The following is a 17,726-nucleotide window of genomic DNA, read 5'->3' on the forward strand; positions in this document are numbered from 1 at the left end:
GCAGATCAAGCTTTATATTAACGCGGGCCTTGGGGATCTCATTTTGAAACGAACTGGACACGATAACTCCTTTTATATAAGGAAAGAGAAGGCGCAATTAAGAAATAATTCGCCTTGGGAAAAGCATAAAAGGCCGACCACCTACCCGCTTAAAATACCACTTAAATTTATAGGCACAAATAATATCAACTTAAAAGACCCACTTTACACACTTTTGCTATAATTATTTTTTATACAATAGTAAACCCTGGTTACTATAAATTTAACCACCCTCTTATTGCTTCATTTGATTCCATAAATATCCTTTAAAATCAAAGATATTTACAGAAAGCGATTTAATAAGATCATGACTTTAACAATATTTAAGATTAACAATTAAACATTAGCCAGCCTACAATCATAGAATTAAAGTATAAAAATTATGATTTAATCACTCAAATAAATAGTTGCTTTTTCGATCAGGCCAAAATTCAACTTGTTTCACTATTCCATAATAGGAAATACCTAAGATTCTTATTTAAACAAGATAAGACCCTACGCCTGAGTTTATCTCTATTTCTTCGGGAGCAATGTATAAGAAGGTATTAAACTATGCCGAGGCTATGATTCAGCATTTATGGGGTAATATGCAGAGCGCAGGCTACCGGTATACTTTTTCAGCTTCACGTAATGTATCCGTTGAAAAATGATTCACCGGGCATGTGCTGTTACAGGCCTGATGACAGCCCGCGATTTCACTGCACTTTGCCTACAAGCTTGCTGATCTGGCTACCATAAAAAATTTTTTTGCCTCACCCGGCAAACCCATAGCGAAATGACAGCAACCACTGTATATTCGTCCACCTTGAATTTGCCACCTTATAAGGACGCGCCATGCGTGTAGAGCTGATTTACGATAAACGCAATGTGGCCGGGCTGCCGAACGCCCATGCCATGATTACCGCTGAGCTGACCAAACGTGTACACCGTGTGTTCCCGGATGCCGAAATCAAAGTGAAAGCGATGCAGGCGAATGGCCTGAACAGTGACGCCAACAAACAAGACAAATCGGTGTTGAACCGATTAGTGGAAGAGATGTTTGATGATGCGGATGAATGGCTGACACACAGCGACTATTAAACGCGGAAAATGGCTTAAAATGGAAAAAAGTGTGTTTTTTCAGTCGCAACTGTTAAGAATCCGTATGACTGCGTAAATGGGATAAAATCCTATAGGCGCTGGTTTTTTTCAGGATTACTTTAGCGGCACCTGACTATCAGGCGCTGGAGTTTATTATGATGAAAAAAGCCGTCACACTGTTTGCCCTGTTATTGTCCTGCCCGCTGGTTTCCCATGCGGGCGTTGAACTGGGCGTGAATGTCCCTGGGCTGTCACTGCATATTGGTGACCAGGATCGGCGTGGTTATTACTGGGACGGTGATGACTGGCGTGATCCGCAGTGGTGGCACCACCATCACCGCCATCACGAAGATGGCCGCTGGGTCTGGGTGGAAGAGCCGCACGATGACGGCCCGCCGCCCCCGCCGCCGCACTGGCATGATGACTGGCACGACGGCCCCCCGCCGCACTGGCATCATCATGGTCATGATGACTGGTAATACTCACCGGCTGCCCTGAGGGCTGCCGGTTAATTTTCGACATCATTAACCCGGTTTTCGCCGTTCCCCCTTCCCTTTCCCCCTGATTCCCGTACGGTTTTCACTGTCCTCTTTGCGGCAAAGGCATATCAATAAGAAATTCAGTTTGTTTTTTAATGGGTTTCTGAAAAAATATTGCCCGGTAAATTTCCCAACCTCATTAAGGGAGTCGTGGCTGATGATTCGGTTATTGATCGTTTTTGTCTGTTTTATTGCCGTGTGCGCCGGCATTATTTCGCTGATGCAAGGGACTAATCCGTGGGGCTGAACGCGGTAGCGGTACCCCGGTCAAGGGCACGCATTTTTACTGGCTGATGGCCGGTATTCCGGCGGCAATGGCGGTGCTGAATGATGCCATTGCCTGGTTTATCCGTGGGCGACGGTTTAAGTAAATGTTTACCGCCTAAATTAACAGCAAAACCCCTCTCTGCTCCTCCTATTGCCGCCAGGCGGGTGATCAATAATGGCACCTCTCTTCCCTGATGCCTGAGGCTGCTATGACCCTGATCCCAACACTGTCTTCTGTCTGGACCTTGCTGCTGAGCGGCTGCGCCCTGTTCTGGTTTTCGATGGTCATGCTGGCCGTACAACTTTTTTAACCGGGCAGCCCATCGTCCCGATGACCAAAACAGAGGTAATCTGCTGAAAAGTAGTAACTTACCTTTTTCATCCTCTCACTTTTTGTGACAACTCGCAGATTTGAGACGTTATGCTTCACAGCCACCGGCAGCAGGCTGATACTAGAGTGCCGGCTTGAGGTATTCCTGAATACCGCAGCCAGGTAGCAATAATGCCGCCGGTTGTATTCAGGCCATCAATGTTCAAGGATGAGAAATGATTAAAACGGTCTATCTGGATAACGTCGTCTATCAGCTTGAGGCTGATGAGCTGCTGACGGCCTGTGAACAGGGAAGTTACGCCATCTTTGGCGAGGCAGAGGGTTGGTGGGCAGTCAGGATTGATGCGCAGGGTGCCTATGCATTATCGCCCGATCCTGCTGACGACCGCGCCGCTGCGCTGGGCATCATTACCCGTCATCTCCATCACTGATTCTCTGTGGCGGTCCGGAAGCCGGGCCGCTGCATGCCACCCTGCCTCTCCCGCTCCGCTATTTCATCGTTTTTGTGTATACTGCCCTATATCAAATTCAGAAACAGACAAACCCATGGCACACGATATTCATATCACAGTTGTCTGCGCCCTGAGCAAGTGGATTGAAAACCACCTTGGCCGCGTCATCCATCTGGAAGAGCTGGCCGACTACTCCGGTTACTCCCTGTGGCACATGCAGAAACTGTTCAAAGAATCCACAGGCATTTCGCTGGGTAAGTACATCCGCGAACGCCGTCTGGCGGGCGCGGTATACCAGCTCAGTGCCAGCGATACGCCGATTTTCGATATTGCGATGGATTTTGGCTTCGGCTCCCAGTCGCACTTTACCTACATGTTCCGCAAGCGCTTTAACATTACCCCGCACGAGTTCCGGCAAAACCCGGACATCACGCTGGACATCGCCCCGCCGCTGCACCTCATCCACCAGAAAACAGCCTGATACCGGCCTGCCCGGCGCTATGTAATGGCGATAAAAAACGCCCCGGTCATGGAAGCCGGGGCGTTTGAACAACGTATTACTGAATAGTGCCGGAATTATTTCAGCATATCTTCAGTGATCATCATTTCCATCAGCACGCCTGGATTCGGTGCGCGGCGCTCAACGATGATTTTATGGTTAGCTTTAAAGCCACCACCGGTAGTGTAAACGGTGGAGATGTTATTGCCTTTATCTTCGATTTTGCCATATTGGCATTTGCCGTTATCGCAATGGAAAGTATAACGGCCTTTTCTGTCCGGGCCGTCAAGTTTCACAATATAACCGTTCTGGCCTTTTAATTTATCGGTTTTGAAATCGATAGCAACATTTGGCTTACCGTTACGTTTTTCAATCCGGATTGCGGTGACATCGTCATTCGCAATGACCGGGTTGGTGTTATTCAACATATTTTCAGTGACGGTCAACGTTTTCAGTACTTTATTGTCAGGATAGGTGCGCTCAACGGTAATGACCTTACCCGGTGTTACCTGGTTAGAAACATTAGCGGTGTAGACGTTGGTAATATCACCGTAAGTCTTTTGAGCACTGTAGTAAACACTGCCCTTCGAGCCGGAAAATACATAGGCACCATCCAGTGCCACCCGGTAGTTATTAGTGGATTTCAGCTGGTCTTTATCAAAGTTAACGTTAATGCGGCGCTTATTATCAAGAACATCAACAAAAATAGATTCGACATCATTTTCGCCGGCGACATACTCTTTGACATCTTTCACGATTTTGCCCAGTTCATGATCCGGCGTATCGCCACTCAGATCCCAGACAATCGCACCGCCGTAGCCTTCTTTGTTAATGAAGTTGACTTTTTTACGGACAGATTCCGCATCGTCATAGGTCAGGAACTCTTTGGTGGCGGCGTTATACATATACGGCACCTGAGATTCGCTGTCCCAGTAACGGGTAAAGCCACCGTTGGCCAGTTTTTCTTTCAGCACATACCACGGGTTAGTGCCGGTGAACTGACCAGCGTCATCCCAGGCCCCCTGAGAGGTCGCAGAACCTGCCGCAAGCAAGCCAGGCAGACCTTTGACGATTTCGGTCGGCTCGACATTGCCCCAGCCGCGGCCATAGTAAGGGATGCCGACCATCAGCTTGTTTTTCGGTACGTGATAGGTTTCCGCGTACTCTTTCAGCGTGGAGGCGACGTTGAGTTTCTGGTCAGCATCCTGGCTGTTGGCATACAGCGGGGCGTTGTGGCCGGTAATAGAATCAAACGCGCCGTGAATGTCATACGCCATCACGTTCACGCTGTCCATTAACGGGGTGGTCACAGCCGGGTTGATAAATTCAATGTTTTTGTGGTTGGTGGTCACTGCCGCAGAGAGCTGATAGTACTTGTCATCTTTCTTGCCCTGCGCATCCAGCTTGCTGCGCAGGCTCTGCATCAGTTTGGTGAATTGCGCTTTTTCGGCTGCGGTATCCGGGTATTCCCAGTCCACGTCAACCCCGTCGAAACCCCATTCCAGCATAAAGGCCACCATACTGTTGGCCAGTTTATCCACGCCCGCATCGGTGGCTGTCGCCGCTTCGAAGACGCCTTCGAAGGAGTTATTCCAGCCGCCCACCGAAATCATATTGGTGACACCTGCGTCTTCGGTCATCTTATCGAGTTGACGGAGTAATTCAGGCCCTTTATAGGTGTCATGAATGCCGACTTCACCATTTTTAACCACGGCAAAGCCATAATTCAGATGGGTAATTTGAGAGAAATCGATTTTTTCCGGGGTAAAGTTTTTATGCGCGTCATACACACCCCACTCAGGGAAGTAACCGATCACTTTACGTTGTTCAGCGACTTTCGCTTTTTGTTGCTTTTGGAAATCTGTGGCTTGTTTGCCGGTAAAAGGCGTGAATTTGAACGTAGCGAGCTTATTCACCGCAATTTTCGTGCCTTTTGCCCAGACTTCATTGCTGCCCGGCAGTTCGCCTGGGTTAGACCACCACTTGTTGCTCCAGTAGTAGCCGTTGTAACGCACCAGTGTATTCGCCTGGGAATAGGTAGCCGTGGGATCATAATCAACCGCTTTAATCGCCTGATCATCTTTCTTCGCGACAACAACGCTCAGAGTGCCGGTAAAATTATTCTGCTTTTCAGAGACATAAGCTGACCAGGTTTTCCCATTATCACGGGAAATCATCTGGCTCTTATCAAGACCGGAAATTTTATTGGTGTTGTCATTGGCTGACAGTGCAGCCGCTGACACAGCCAAAGGTGCAGACACAGCCGCCAAAAGAATGGCAGTCGTGATCTTGCTTAGTTTCATAATTATATCCTTTAAAATAATTTATGTGTTGATCATAACGGTATTTAATTAAAACGAGCGTGGATGATAAATAAATCGGCCAAGACTAAAAGTAATTATTGCTACACTCTAAATTAAGCATTATTTAAATTAATAATATGTTGTGGGCGCGTAAATGCGGGGTTTTTAATAGTGATTGCAGATGGGAAAAGGCAGGAATGTTGTTAGCAGGCGGTAAGTCAAGATGAGTACAATAAAAAACGCCCCGACATGTATTGTCGGGGCGTTGACATGGCACTACCGATATCATTTAAATATTATTTCAACATATCTTCAGTAATGGTCATTTTCATCAACACACCTGGATTTGGTGCACGACGCTCAATGATCACTTCATTCCCCGCTTTAAGTAACTTACCACCACCACCATGAATGATGGAAGTATTATCATTTTTATTCTCACGAGAAGCGTAATAGCATTTACCTACATAGCAGGAGAGAACGTAGTTACCCTCAAAGTCTTCACCGCTTATTTTTGCGTAGTAGCTATTGTTGCCATCCAGCTTATCGCGTTTGAAATCAACAGCAATACCATTCACCCCATTACGTTTTTCAATCCGCAGGCCAGTAATATCCTCATTTGCGATCGGGTCACGATTATTTTCCAGCATAGCTTCTGTCACAGTCAGTGTCTTCAGCACTTTCTCATTCGGGGAGGTTCGTTTAACGGTAACGACTTTCCCAGGTGCCAGATACTTTGACACATCATAGGAATAGGCTGTCGTGACCTCACCGGCATTGTCTTGTTGAGCATTATAGATTTTACCGTTTGATGTTGAGAAAATAGACTCGCCATCTACCTCTATCTGATAACTGCTCTCTTTTAATTTTTCATTGTCGAAGTTAACGTTAATACGGCGTTTACTGTCAAAGACATCGATATATACGGCTTCAACATCGCTGTCTTCCACCACATACTCTTTCACATCTTTCACGATTTTACCAAGTTCATGATCCGGCGTGTCGCCGCTCAGGTCCCAGATAATCGCGCCGCCATAGCCTTCGTTATTGATGAAATCGACTTTTTCACGCACAGATTGCGGGTCGTCATAGGTCAGGAACTCTTTGGTGGCGGCGTTATAGAGATACGGCACGCGTGATTCCCTGTCCCAGTAACGGGTATAGTCGCCGCTGGCCACTTTCTGTTTCAGCAGATACCACGGGTTGGTGCCGGTGAACTGGCCATCGTCGTCCCAGGCACCGTGGATGGTCGCACTGCCCGGCGCAAACAGCCCCGGCAGCCCCTGAACGATTTCGGTCGGCTCAACATCACCCCAGCCGCGGCCATAGAACGGGATCCCCATCAGCAGTTTATTTTTTGGCACCTTATAGGTGTCGGCGTACTCTTTCATGGCTGATGATGAATTGAGTTTCAGGTCGGCGTCCTGGCTGTTGGCATACAGCGGGGCGTTGTGGCCGGTGATCGGGTCAAACGCGCCGTGAATGTCATACGCCATCACGTTCACGCTGTCCAGCAGCGGCGTCGTCACCTCCGGGTTGATAAACTTAATGTTGTTGTGGTTGGTGGTCACCGCCGCAGAGAGCTGGTAGTACTTGTCATCTTTCTTGCCCTGCGCGTCCAGCTTGCTGCGCAGGCTTTGAATCAGCTTGGTGAACTGGGTTTTTTCTGTGTCGCTGTCCGGGTATTCCCAGTCCACGTCAATCCCGTCAAAGCCCCATTCCAGCATAAAGGCCATCATGCTGTTGGCCAGTTTTTCCACGCCCGCATCGGTCGCGGTGGCCTCTTCAAATACGCCCTCTTCCGAGTTATTCCAGCCGCCGATAGACGCCATATACGAGACGCCCGCTTCTTCGGTCATCTCATCCAGCTCTGCCAGTAATAACGGGCCTTGCTCAGTATCATGAATTTCTACCTCGCCGCTTTTCACTATCCCAAAGCCGTAATTCAGGTGGGTCAGCAGAGAGAAATCAATTTTGTCCGGGGTGAAGTTTTCATGCGCGTCATACACGCCCCATTCCGGGAAATAGCCGGTAACTTTGCGTTGTGCAGCGACGTTGGCTTTTTGCTGATTCTGGAAATCTATCGCTTCCTGGCCGGTATACGGGGTGAATTTAAAGGTGGCGAGGGTGTTAATCCCGATTTTATCACCTCGTGTCCAGACCGCATTGCTGCCCGGCAATTCGCCTGGGTTCGCCCACCATTGGTTGGTCCAGTAATAGCCGTTATAACGCACCACGGTACCGGCTTCGGAATAGGCGACGGACGGATCATACTCCACGGAGTTAATCGCCTGATCGTCCTTCACCGCTACCGTGACCGTCAGCGTACCGGGGAAATTATTCTGGCTCTCATTGGTATAGGCTTTCCACTTATGGCCGTTATCCGTGGAGATCATCTGGCTGCTGTCGAGGCCGGAAATGGTATTAGTACTGTCGTTGGCGCTGAGGGTGGCTGCTGATGTATATAAAGGAAGGGCAACCGCTGACAGGATCAGGGCCGCGGTTATTTTATTTAGTTTCATCATTACTTTCCTTGTGAAAGATTAAACTCGCGATCATATCAAGCTCAATTAACTTCCGGGGAATAATAAACAAACTAACTCACAGCGAAATTAATAATTATTACATCTTTGGTTAATTTTGAGTGAAGCTAAACACCCTGCTATTTTCACTCTTTACTGAACAGTGAAAAAAAGCGTGTGATATTTAAATGATGGGAATAAAAAGAAAAGCAAAAAGAAAAAACAAAAAGGAATAATAAATAAGGAATAAAAAGCGCGTAAGCGAAATAAAAACGCCCCCAACAGGGGGCGAATACAGGCAGCGGTGTGAAACGTCAGAACTGGTAAACCAGGCCCACACCCACCACGTCATCGGTGTTGATGCCGGCTGCGTTGGTGAATTCATTGTCATCCAGCAGGTTGATTTTGTAATCAACATAGGTCGACATGTTTTTGTTGAAGTAGTACGTCGCACCGACATCCACATATTTCAGCAGATCCTGGTTACCGAAGCCTTCAATGTCTTTACCGCGGGATTGCAGGTACGCCACAGACGGGCGCAGGCCGAAGTCGAACTGGTACTGTGCCACTGCTTCCCAGTTGTCTGCTTCGTTGGCAAAACCTTCGATAGTGCTGCCGCCGCCGCCGAAGCGGGTGGCGTTGTAGGTTTTGGTGTACATCGCCGCCAGGTAGATGTTGTTGGCGTCATATTTCAGGCCGCCGGTGTAGGCGTCTGCGCGGTCACCGCGGCCATACAGCGCGTCGCTGTTCTGGTCAGAGGTACGGTCAGAGCTGGCATAGGCTGCCGCTGCGCTGATGCCGTTGCCCAGGTCGTAGGAGAGTGACATGCCGTAGCCGTCACCGTTGCTGTCCAGCACATCACGGCCTTCTGCTTCAGTGCCGCTGTTGTTTTTGCCCTGGTATTGCAGGCCAAAGCTCAGGCCGTCAACCAGGCCAAAGAAGTTGTTGTTGCGGTAGGTCAGCATCCCGTTACCGCGCTGCATCATGAAGTTATCGGCACCGTAGGTGTCGCCGCCGAATTCCGGCAGCACGTCAGTCCAGGCACTGGCGTCATAAATGATGCCGTAGTTACGGCCGTAATCCAGTGAGCCGTAGTCACCGAATTTCAAACCGGCAAACCCGACGCGGGTGTAAGTGTCAGCGGTGCCTTCGTCTTCAGATGTATTCAGTGCGACCTGGTATTCCCATTCGCCGTACCCGGTTAACTGATTGCTGATCTGCGTCTCACCACGCAGGCCAAAACGCATGTATGACTGGTCACCATCGCTGCCGTCGTTGTCAGAGAAGTAGTGCAGGCCGTCAATTTTGCCGAACAGATCCAGCTTGTTGCCATCTTTGTTATAAATTTCTGCAGCACCTGCGGTGCCGGCAACCAATAAAGCGGGAACCATCAGAGAAAGAATGCGGAGTTTCATAGTAGTGTCCTTGATCGTGATGTCGGGTGTGCGCCACAGTTACCGATGAATAATTAAGCCCGACAAGGCGAATTCATTCTCAGGATAAGTGCATAACTAATCCAGAAAGAAAATGCTACTAATTTATCGATAATGTTTCTTTGTTATGAGTAAGCGTATCAATATGTAATTAAATGGTGACTGATTATGCTGCCAATGCAGTCAAATAATGTACTATTTTGCCTATATTTTAAAAAATAACATTAAATTCAATAAGTTAATTTACACCACCTGTATCGCACCGAATGATAAAGGAAATCCTAATCCCCCCGCTATAATAGCGCCTGCTATCATCATTATTTGTATTTATTACCTTCATTATCTCAGATAATTTGATTGTTTTTGCACCGGCCTTATGGCCGGTTTTTTATTGCCTTTTTGTGCGGTAATTCCGTCTCGTGATGAGTGATAACCGTTATTATCGATTATTTTCCACCTTGTATTACCTGAGGGAAATAATATATCCCCCTCCCTTTATTGGTCAGATAATAACCCTTATCGTTGAGTTCCGGTAATAACCTGCCCCGCCTTGTTTATCACTTCCGGGCATTATTTCCCCGGTTCCGGCAAGCCCCTTTCCCCCCGGCCTGCTTTCTGCCGGTTGGCGGCGCTTCTCAGAACATTCTGCTGCTGAGATTCATGGCCATTACTTAGACTTATGGGCAGAAACTTCGCATAATTACCCCACTTTTGCCGTCCGCCGCACGGCAGCCCGTTCAGCCAGCTTGAAGGAATCGCATGCCACTTTCTGACACCCAGCCCGATGACATCCTCCGGGCGCGCACCCTGCTCCTGACCCGCCGTTTTGCCAAACTGGATGAGTGGCTGCTGATGCAAATGCGCGGCTGGCAGTCGCACACCACGCCGGACAGCCAGTACGGGCTTATCATGAGCATGGAGAGCCTGTTTAGCGGCAGTGAGCTGGATGGGGCCGCCCGGCTCGAACTCTTGCGCGAATGGGTACAGCTTTCGCCGCAGAGTTACCATGCCCAGGTATTGCTGGGCATGTTCTGGCACGAGCAGGCGTGGGCCATCCGCAGCCAGGGGGACGAAGCCGCCCTGCCGGACAGCCAATGGCTCGGCGCGCAGCTCTGCTGTGACCACGCGGTGCAGGCGCTGCTGCGGGCGGTAGGCTGCCACCCACGGCCGACCCACGCTTTCCGCCATTTAATGACCCTCAGCGGCGGCTTTGGTGAACCTTACTGGCTGCGCGCGCTGTTTGCCGGTGAGGTACCGGTGCCGTTGCACCAGAAATTCCGGCTGACCGGCAACCCGGTCTGGGCGGAGGGGCTGTCATGGCTGGAAGCGCTGGGTGCGGGTGCGCCTGACCCGTGGCCGTCGCAGTTGCCGGCGGCGCTGGCAGACACGCGCGGCGCAGAGGAAGAGGCCATTGACTACTGGTTGCGGCTGGCGCTGGCGGTGCGGCCGGGTGACACCGGCACGGTGGAATCCTGGCTGGTGTTTCAGTCACCGCACTGGGGCGGCTCCCCGGCGCACAGTGAGGCGGTGTTAGCGCGCGTACTCAAGGAAGGGTTTGACGACGCGACCTGCCGCCGTTTCCGCGCCGAAATACTGCTGTTTGCGCTTAGTGGCGAGGTGGCGGAGCGCGGCAGCGACCGGGCAGAAGCGCTCCAGCAACAGCTGGCTGACGCCCTGGCGCCGCCGCCTGCCCCGGCACTGCACCAGCAACTGCTGGAAGCGGCCGCGCCGTGCCTGGCCTACTGGCAGGATGATGACGCCGCCGGGCTGGCCTGTTATGCCAAATTGCTGGCGCTGGCCCCGGAGCTGATGCCTGCGCCGTCTGCCACACTGTTTATCTCGCGCGCGGTGCTGGCCTCCGGCGTGGAGGATGCCCACGCCGTGCTGCCGACGCTGTTGCAGCGCGCCTGTGCTTACCCGTCCGATGCGCTGCTGGCGGCCTTTGCCGCCTGTGCCTGCGCACATGGGCTGTATGGCGTGCAGGAGAACCTGCGGCTTTCGGCGTCGCTGCTGGATTACGCCGCCTCGCTGCTGGCCGCGCAGCCTGACCGGGCGGTGACTGAGCAGCAGCAGATCACGCTGGCGCATGACATGGCGCTGAACGGCGATCTGCACGCCGCCCACACGATGTTGCTCGGCATGGCACTGCGCGGCAGTGCGCTGCACAGTTACGAACTCTACCTGTTTTACCGCGATGCCTGGCACGAGGATGTGCCGGAGGATCTGCGCAGTGCGCAAGGCGCGTTGCAGGCGGCCGGGCGCGCCGCTGAAGCCGGGCTGGTACCGGCGATGTTTGCGTACGCCAATGCCCTGCGCGAAGGCGCAGACAGCGGGCCGGATTACGCCGGGGCGATGCACTGGTACCAGCAGGCGATTGAGCACGGCGACCTGAACGCCCGCTACTGGCGCGCCACCTGGGCGCTGGAAGCCGGATCAGAGGCGGACAAACAGCAGGCGGTGCAACAGTGGTTGCCGGAGATCATCCGGGATGAGGAGAGCAGCACCCGCGCGGAGGCCGCCTGGTCGCTGGGCATGGCATGGCGTGAGGGGCTGGGGTGCGAGAAAAACCGTTACCGGGCGCAACAGTTGTTTGAGCTGGCGCTCTCGATTAATCCGGGGCTGGAGGCGGCGCAGGTGGCGCTGGCCGGGTTGAGTGAGTCCCTGCGGGACAGGATGGGGTTGTGGCAGGATCGGCGGAAGGTGAGTGATGGGGGGATTGATTTTTTAAGGGGTGATGGTTAAGCCTTGGGCTGAGTGTTTTAGTTAGGTATGGTGGCAGGTTTCGGTTGTTCATGTGTAGTTGTCTGCCCGGCTTTCCCAGCCTCAACCGAGCAGGGCGCGCCAGTGCGCTCGCCCTGCACCCGCGCACTTTCGGTGGTTTGGCTGAATCATTGCACGCTCTCGCGTGTCCCCTCATTTCGCCTCCGGGCTTTCCGGGCCGGTACAGACACGCTCCCGGCGTGGCTGTCCCTCTCGCACACATCCTTGTGTGCTCGCCCGGCCCTGCGGCTCCACTCGGCAATGATTTTTACGCCCCCACCAGATTGCAAATCCTTAGGTATGTAAGGAAAAAGTAGGGGTGCTTTCTAGGCTATCCTGTCCGCTCGCCCGGCCCTGCGGCTCCACTCGACAATGATTTTTACGCCCCCACCAAACTGCATATCTTTTAGTATGTAAGGAAAAAGTAGGCGCGTTACTTTCGCTGAACGTGCATCGGTTTTCGCTTTCCGGCTCCACTCAGCAATGATTTTTACACCCCCACCAAATTGCAAATTCTTGGCTATGTAAGGAAAAAGTAGGCGAGCAATATTCATCCGGTTCCGCGGCTATGCAAATCTTTAGATAAGAAAAAGGCAGGCGCGGTGCCTGCCTTGGGGGGTTAACGTTCCCGCAGCGACTCTTTGACTTTGTTGAGCGGTTTCAACAGGTAGTCGAGCACGCTCTTCTGGCCGGTTTTGATGTCGACGGTGGCGACCATGCCGGGGACAATCGGGAATTCGCGGCCGGCTTTGTTGGTGAGGGTCGCTTTGCCGGTGCGCACGTATACCCGGTAATAGAACTGGTCGCGTTTGACTTCGTCCTGAATGGTGTCCGGGGAGACGGTCTCTACCTGGCCCTTGAGATCGCCGTAGATCGACGAGTCATACGCCGTGATCTTCACCGTCGCCGGTAATCCGGGGCGGATGTAAGCGATGTCGCGCGGGTTGATGCGGGTTTCAATCAGCAGTTGATCCTCAATCGGCACAATCTCCATCAACTTGCCGCCGGGCTGCAACACCCCGCCGACGGTCGTGACCTGAATGTCTTTCACTATCCCGCGTACCGGCGAGAACAGATCGGCGCGCGTCACCTGATCCTCCTTGCCCGCCATCACCTGCATCTCGGCTTCCAGATCGGCGTTATTCTTTACCTGCTCCTCACGCGCTTTCACCGCGTACTGGTTGCGCGCCTCGTCAATCTTCCCGCGGATCTCGCTGGCCTGCCGCCGCAAACGGATCACCTCCACCTGCCCGGCCGCGCCCTTGGCCACCAGCGGCTCGGTCATCCGCAACTCCTGCTCCACCAGCCGCAATGAATCCTGCAAATTCTTCACCGTTTCATTGCGGTTCTGCAACCGCGACAGATAGAGCTGCCGCTCACGCGCCACCAGCTCGGGGGATTTCATGGTCTGCGGGCTGAACTTCAGCGGCTCACCGGTCAGCTCGGCAGTCAGCCGCTCCGCCGATGCGCGCAACGTCTGCACCCGCGCGGCGGCTTCGCCGTAATTCGACTGGAACCGCGTCGGGTCGAGGCGCGCCAGAATCTGCCCCTTATTGACAATACTCCCCTCCTGCACCAGCAACTGCTTGATGACCCCGCCGTCAAAACTCTCGATCTGCTGGGCGCGGCTCGACGGCGTCACCTTCCCGGTCCCTACCGTCACCTCATCCAGCACCGCGAAATAAGCCCAGACGAAAAACACCACCAGCGCCACCAGCGAGAGCCAGATAATCCCTGACACCCGCTTCTGATCGCGCTCAAACTCATCCGTTACGATATGCGACATAATCCTGTCCTCAGGCTGCGCCCTGTTGCGCCTTGGCGGCCGCGGCCTGCGTGGCCGCCGCATTCGCCAGAATCTGCTCGCGCGGGCCATCCGCCACCACGCGCCCGTTGTCCATCACCACAATCCTGTCCACCAGCTTCAGCAGCGCCGGGCGGTGGGTCACCAGCACCAGCGTGCGGCCGGTCAGCCAGCTGTGCATCTGGCGCAACACATACTCCTCGAGTTGCTCATCCATCGAGGCAGTGGGTTCATCCATCAGCACCACCTGCGGGTTACGCAGCACCATCCGGCTGATCAGCACCATCTGCTGCTGCCCGCCGGACAGCCCGCGCCCGCCCTCATTGATAATCCGGTCGAGGCTGGCGGCGTCCTGCTGCACCATACTCAGCGCGCCGCTGATGCGCAGCGCCTGCAACATCTCCTGATCGGTGGCGTGCGGGTGGCCGAGCATCAGGTTCTGCCGCAAGGTGCCGAAAAACAGCCGTGAATCCTGCGACAGGTAACCGAGCTGGCGGCGCAGATCCACCGGGTCGATGCGGGTGATGTCCACCCCGTCAATAATGATCTTGCCGCCGGTGGGCGTCGCCTGCCCGGCCAGCAACTTCAGCAGCGTCGATTTCCCCGCCCCGACCTTGCCGAGGATCGCCACCCGTTCGCCGGGCTTGATCTCCAGCTTGCCGACGCCGAGCACATTCGGCCCCTGCTCCGCGTCATAGGCGTACTGCACATTGCTGAGCTGGTAGTGGCCGCTGAGCGCCGGGCAGTGCGCCATCTCGCCCTCTTCCGGCCGGTCGAGCGGTTTTTTCAGCAACTCGTCCAGCCCCTTCATCGCGCTCTTGGCGTGCTGCCAGCGCGAGAACACCAGCGTCAATTGCATCAGCGGCGCAATGGTGCGGGACGAGAGCAAACTGGCGGCCACCAGCGTCCCGGTGGTGATGTCGCCGTTCAGCACCAGATAGACCCCAAACACCAGCATCCCGGCGTAGGTGAGTTGCTGCACCGTCGAGGCCCAGCCGGTCAGGCGGGCGCCCCACAGCCGCTGCTTCATGCCGATGGTCGCGCCGACCTCGTGGTTCTGCTCCCACTGGCGCTGGAAATAGGGTTCCGCCTGCAGGGCCTTGATGTCCTCAATGCCCTCGATCGCCTCGACCAGCACCGCATTGCGCAGCGCGCCCTCGCGCATCCCCTCTTTCGCCAGCTTCGCCATCGGGATCTGGATAAGCAGGCCGGGGATCACGATCAGCGGGATCGCCAGCAGCGGGATAATCACCAGCGGCCCGCCGATAAACGCCATGATCGCCAGAAACAGCAGCACAAACGGCATATCCGCCGCCGCGCCGACGGTGGTGGAGGTCAGCAGCTCGCGCACCTGGTCAATCTCACGCAACTGCGAAATAAACGACCCGGTGGATTTGGGCCGCGCCTCATTTTTCATGCTCATGGCGCGGGCGAAAAACAGCGAGGAGACTTTCAGGTCGATGCGTTTGCCCATCAGGTCAGAGACGCGGGTGCGCATCAGCCGGATGCCGTACTCAATCGCCGCGGCCAGCAGCACGCCAACGAACAGCACCCAGAGCGAGGAGAACGACTCCGCCGGGATAACCCGGTCATACACCTGCATTGAGAACAGGATCCCGGCCAGCGCCAGCACGTTACCGATCACCGAGGCCAGGGAAATTTCGCCGATCCGCCGCCCGGCACCGCGGAAATTGTGCCAGAACCAGTGCTTGCGGTAGGGCTGCACAAACTCATCAATCCGCCTGTCGCGCCCGCGCGCCGCCACGCCGACCAGCACCACGTTGCTGTCCCCCTGGGAAAGCAGCGAGGAGAGGTCAGCCTGCCGCAGGATGTCGCCGCCGTCCTGCAACCAGTAACCGGCCTGCCCGTCGGCGTCCAGCGTCTCAATCACCGCCGTGGTGCCCTGCTCCAGCACCACAATTGCCGGCAGCACCTCCTGCCGCCAGCGCACCCGGTCACGCGGCACCACACTCACCTGCAACCCCATCAGCCCGCTCAGGCGCTCAAGCTGGCGCGCCGGGCTGAGCTGCTCGAACCAGCGCATCTGCTGGCGCAGGAACTGCGGATCGGCTGGCTTGCCGAAAATCTCCGCCGCCCTGACCATCGCGGCGATCCATGCTTCCGTTGTTGTTTTCATGTCACACTCTCTCTGGTGTCCCGGCCGGGCGTGGGCCGCCTCCGTCCGGGAGAAACAGTTTACGGGCCGCGGCCCGGTTACAGCGCAGGCAGCTTGTCGCCGCTCTGCTGCTGCCGGTCGATGCCCAGCATGTCGAGCAGGTTGTCCACTGCCGCTGCATAGCGCACCGTGCCGTCCCAGCCGTCATACAACGCGCCGATGCGCATGGTGTCCGCCTGGAACACATCCTGCTCCACCGTCAACAGGTCATTGAGGCTGCGCTTGCTGAGTTTGTACTCATCCTGATAGACGCTGCGGGTGTGGATGGCGCTCTCATACTGCTCATCCCCCGCCTGCTGGCGCTGCTGCGCGCCGATCATGTCCGCATAGGCGGTGGAGGCTTTCTGGTTGATGTCCAGCTTGGCCTTTTCCACCTCCGCCTGCGCCGCCTCGCGCTCACCCTCGGCGGATTCCACCTGCGCGCTGATCGCCCCGCCCTGATAGACCGGGGCCTCTACCGCCAGCTGCACCTGATCGTCCCAGTAGGAACGGGTGTCATTTTCATAGCGTGTGCGCCCGGCCTGCACCCGCAGGGTCGGCCAGTGCTGCGCCCGCTGCGAGCGCACCCGCTGGATCGCCGCTTCCTGTTTGGCCTGGGCGCTGCGCACCAGCGCGCTGTTCTGGTACGGGATGCGGTCCAGCGCCACCTGCTGCTCCAGCAGGCTTTGCGGCAGATCGGGCAGGTTGTCAGAGACCACGCCGGTCAGCACCGTGAGCTGCGCGGAGGCAGAGCGTTGCTGGGCGCGGTACTGCTCCAGGGTGGCGCGCATCCCGGCGATGCGGGTCTGCGCCTGCAACACGTCCGACTGCGAGCTAAGCCCGGCGTCGGCGCGCATTTTGGCGGTGTCCCGCACCCGCTCAAGCGACGCGATGTTGTCGCGCGCCGCCAGCGTCAGCGCCTGGTAGCGCTTCACCTCCAGATAGGTCTGGAGCGTGCTGAGGCCGACATCGGTCATGGTGCTGAACAGCGTGTAACGGTAGGAGGCAGAGAGCTGCTCCTGCTCGTCGATGGCGCCGCCGGTTTTGCCGAAGTCATACAGCAACTGGCTCAGCTCAATGCCGCCGGACGCATTGTTATTAAGCTGCCCGGCGGAGTCCGTCTGGTTGGAGTGCCCGGCCGAGGCGTTCAGGGAGATCTGGGGGAACCAGGCGCTGCGCGCCTGTTTAAGGTCACCTTCGCCGACGTGGATTTGCGCCGCCGCCGAGGCGATTTGTGGGTTGCGCGCGAAAGCCCGCAAAATGGCTTCGCGCAGGGTAAGGCTGGCCCGCTGCTCCTCGGTGGGTGCGGCCTGCCAGTGAAACTCCGGTTGTGTCTCAGCATGGGCTGCGCCCGGTGCTGTTATCCCTGTTATCCAAAGGGTGCTGAGCAATACCCCAGCACACCGCCTGCGTTGTCTGGTCATTACCGACGCGACCCCCTATCTGGTTTTTATCCCATCCTGCGCGGCGGCCGTCGCCGCCGCGCGGTGTGTGTCTTCCTTACGTTCCTGTTGGGCCGGGAGTCACCCGCGGCCCTGCGTC

Annotated in this window: 12 protein-coding genes; 6 read left to right on the forward strand and 6 right to left on the reverse strand. The window is 55.0% G+C overall.

Annotated elements, in window-relative coordinates; translation table 11 throughout:
- From CYR52_RS22810 to CYR52_RS09000, 5 genes are all read left to right on the forward strand, one after another.
- Positions 1-223 (forward strand): hypothetical protein (locus CYR52_RS22810; protein ID WP_206605017.1); only part of this gene is annotated, 223 nt, incomplete at its 5' end.
- A 650-nt stretch (positions 224-873) separates the two neighbouring features.
- Positions 874-1,119 carry a DinI-like family protein gene (locus CYR52_RS08985; RefSeq protein WP_072930436.1) on the forward strand — a complete coding sequence of 82 codons (246 nt, stop codon included), beginning with the start codon at positions 874-876 and terminating at the stop codon, positions 1,117-1,119.
- Positions 1,120-1,274: 155 nt separating this feature from the next.
- Complete coding sequence (locus CYR52_RS08990; RefSeq protein ID WP_394853992.1) at positions 1,275-1,598, forward strand: DUF2502 domain-containing protein; 324 nt, start codon at positions 1,275-1,277, stop codon at positions 1,596-1,598.
- 873 nt (positions 1,599-2,471) lie between these two features.
- The gene (locus tag CYR52_RS08995) at positions 2,472-2,687 is read left to right on the forward strand and encodes a hypothetical protein (protein ID WP_072930438.1); all 216 of its coding nucleotides are present in this window, start codon (positions 2,472-2,474) and stop codon (positions 2,685-2,687) included.
- A 115-nt stretch (positions 2,688-2,802) separates the two neighbouring features.
- Positions 2,803-3,189, forward strand: coding sequence for a helix-turn-helix domain-containing protein (locus CYR52_RS09000; RefSeq protein ID WP_072930440.1), 387 nt, complete (start codon positions 2,803-2,805; stop codon positions 3,187-3,189).
- 95 nt (positions 3,190-3,284) lie between these two features.
- Here the strand turns inward: CYR52_RS09000 and CYR52_RS09005 are convergent, their stop codons facing one another.
- From CYR52_RS09005 to ompC, 3 genes are all read right to left on the reverse strand, one after another.
- On the reverse strand, positions 3,285-5,510 hold the full coding sequence (locus CYR52_RS09005) for a glycosyl hydrolase family 18 protein (RefSeq protein WP_101828454.1): 2,226 nt from the start codon (positions 5,508-5,510) through the stop codon (positions 3,285-3,287).
- Positions 5,511-5,806: 296 nt separating this feature from the next.
- The gene (locus CYR52_RS09010) at positions 5,807-8,032 is read right to left on the reverse strand and encodes a glycosyl hydrolase family 18 protein (protein WP_101828455.1); all 2,226 of its coding nucleotides are present in this window, start codon (positions 8,030-8,032) and stop codon (positions 5,807-5,809) included.
- Positions 8,033-8,346: 314 nt separating this feature from the next.
- Positions 8,347-9,447: a porin OmpC gene (ompC, locus tag CYR52_RS09015; protein ID WP_101828456.1), complete on the reverse strand. Its 1,101-nt coding sequence runs from the start codon at positions 9,445-9,447 to the stop codon at positions 8,347-8,349.
- Positions 9,448-10,224: 777 nt separating this feature from the next.
- On the opposite strand from ompC, the gene CYR52_RS09020 reads away from it, so the two are divergent.
- Positions 10,225-12,207: a DUF4034 domain-containing protein gene (locus CYR52_RS09020; protein ID WP_101828457.1), complete on the forward strand. Its 1,983-nt coding sequence runs from the start codon at positions 10,225-10,227 to the stop codon at positions 12,205-12,207.
- Between the two features lie 637 nt (positions 12,208-12,844).
- Here CYR52_RS09020 and CYR52_RS09030 read toward each other — a convergent pair.
- The 3 genes from CYR52_RS09030 to CYR52_RS09040 all read right to left on the reverse strand — a co-directional run bounded on the left by CYR52_RS09030 (position 12,845) and on the right by CYR52_RS09040 (position 17,608).
- A complete protein-coding gene (locus CYR52_RS09030; protein ID WP_072930453.1) occupies positions 12,845-14,011 on the reverse strand; it encodes a beta-barrel domain-containing protein in 1,167 nt (388 codons plus the stop codon).
- 10 nt (positions 14,012-14,021) lie between these two features.
- On the reverse strand, positions 14,022-16,166 hold the full coding sequence (locus CYR52_RS09035) for a type I secretion system permease/ATPase (RefSeq protein WP_072930455.1): 2,145 nt from the start codon (positions 16,164-16,166) through the stop codon (positions 14,022-14,024).
- Positions 16,167-16,243: 77 nt separating this feature from the next.
- On the reverse strand, positions 16,244-17,608 hold the full coding sequence (locus CYR52_RS09040; protein WP_072930457.1) for a TolC family outer membrane protein: 1,365 nt from the start codon (positions 17,606-17,608) through the stop codon (positions 16,244-16,246).
- Positions 17,609-17,726 lie beyond the last annotated feature (118 nt).

It is taken from the genome of Chimaeribacter arupi, from assembly GCF_002858805.1.
GTDB lineage: Bacteria > Pseudomonadota > Gammaproteobacteria > Enterobacterales > Enterobacteriaceae > Chimaeribacter > Chimaeribacter arupi.

What these genes read in the sequence shown, in the direction of transcription:
- CYR52_RS08985 (WP_072930436.1), top strand. Translation starts at nt 874, where the DNA reads ATGCGTGTAGAGCTGATTTACGATAAACGCAATGTGGCCGGGCTGCCG.
- CYR52_RS08990 (WP_394853992.1), top strand. Translation starts at nt 1,275, where the DNA reads ATGATGAAAAAAGCCGTCACACTGTTTGCCCTGTTATTGTCCTGCCCG.
- CYR52_RS08995 (WP_072930438.1), top strand. Translation starts at nt 2,472, where the DNA reads ATGATTAAAACGGTCTATCTGGATAACGTCGTCTATCAGCTTGAGGCT.
- CYR52_RS09000 (WP_072930440.1), top strand. Translation starts at nt 2,803, where the DNA reads ATGGCACACGATATTCATATCACAGTTGTCTGCGCCCTGAGCAAGTGG.
- CYR52_RS09005 (WP_101828454.1), bottom strand. Translation starts at nt 5,510, where the DNA reads ATGAAACTAAGCAAGATCACGACTGCCATTCTTTTGGCGGCTGTGTCT.
- CYR52_RS09010 (WP_101828455.1), bottom strand. Translation starts at nt 8,032, where the DNA reads ATGAAACTAAATAAAATAACCGCGGCCCTGATCCTGTCAGCGGTTGCC.
- ompC (WP_101828456.1), bottom strand. Translation starts at nt 9,447, where the DNA reads ATGAAACTCCGCATTCTTTCTCTGATGGTTCCCGCTTTATTGGTTGCC.
- CYR52_RS09020 (WP_101828457.1), top strand. Translation starts at nt 10,225, where the DNA reads ATGCCACTTTCTGACACCCAGCCCGATGACATCCTCCGGGCGCGCACC.
- CYR52_RS09030 (WP_072930453.1), bottom strand. Translation starts at nt 14,011, where the DNA reads ATGTCGCATATCGTAACGGATGAGTTTGAGCGCGATCAGAAGCGGGTG.
- CYR52_RS09035 (WP_072930455.1), bottom strand. Translation starts at nt 16,166, where the DNA reads ATGAAAACAACAACGGAAGCATGGATCGCCGCGATGGTCAGGGCGGCG.
- CYR52_RS09040 (WP_072930457.1), bottom strand. Translation starts at nt 17,608, where the DNA reads ATGACCAGACAACGCAGGCGGTGTGCTGGGGTATTGCTCAGCACCCTT.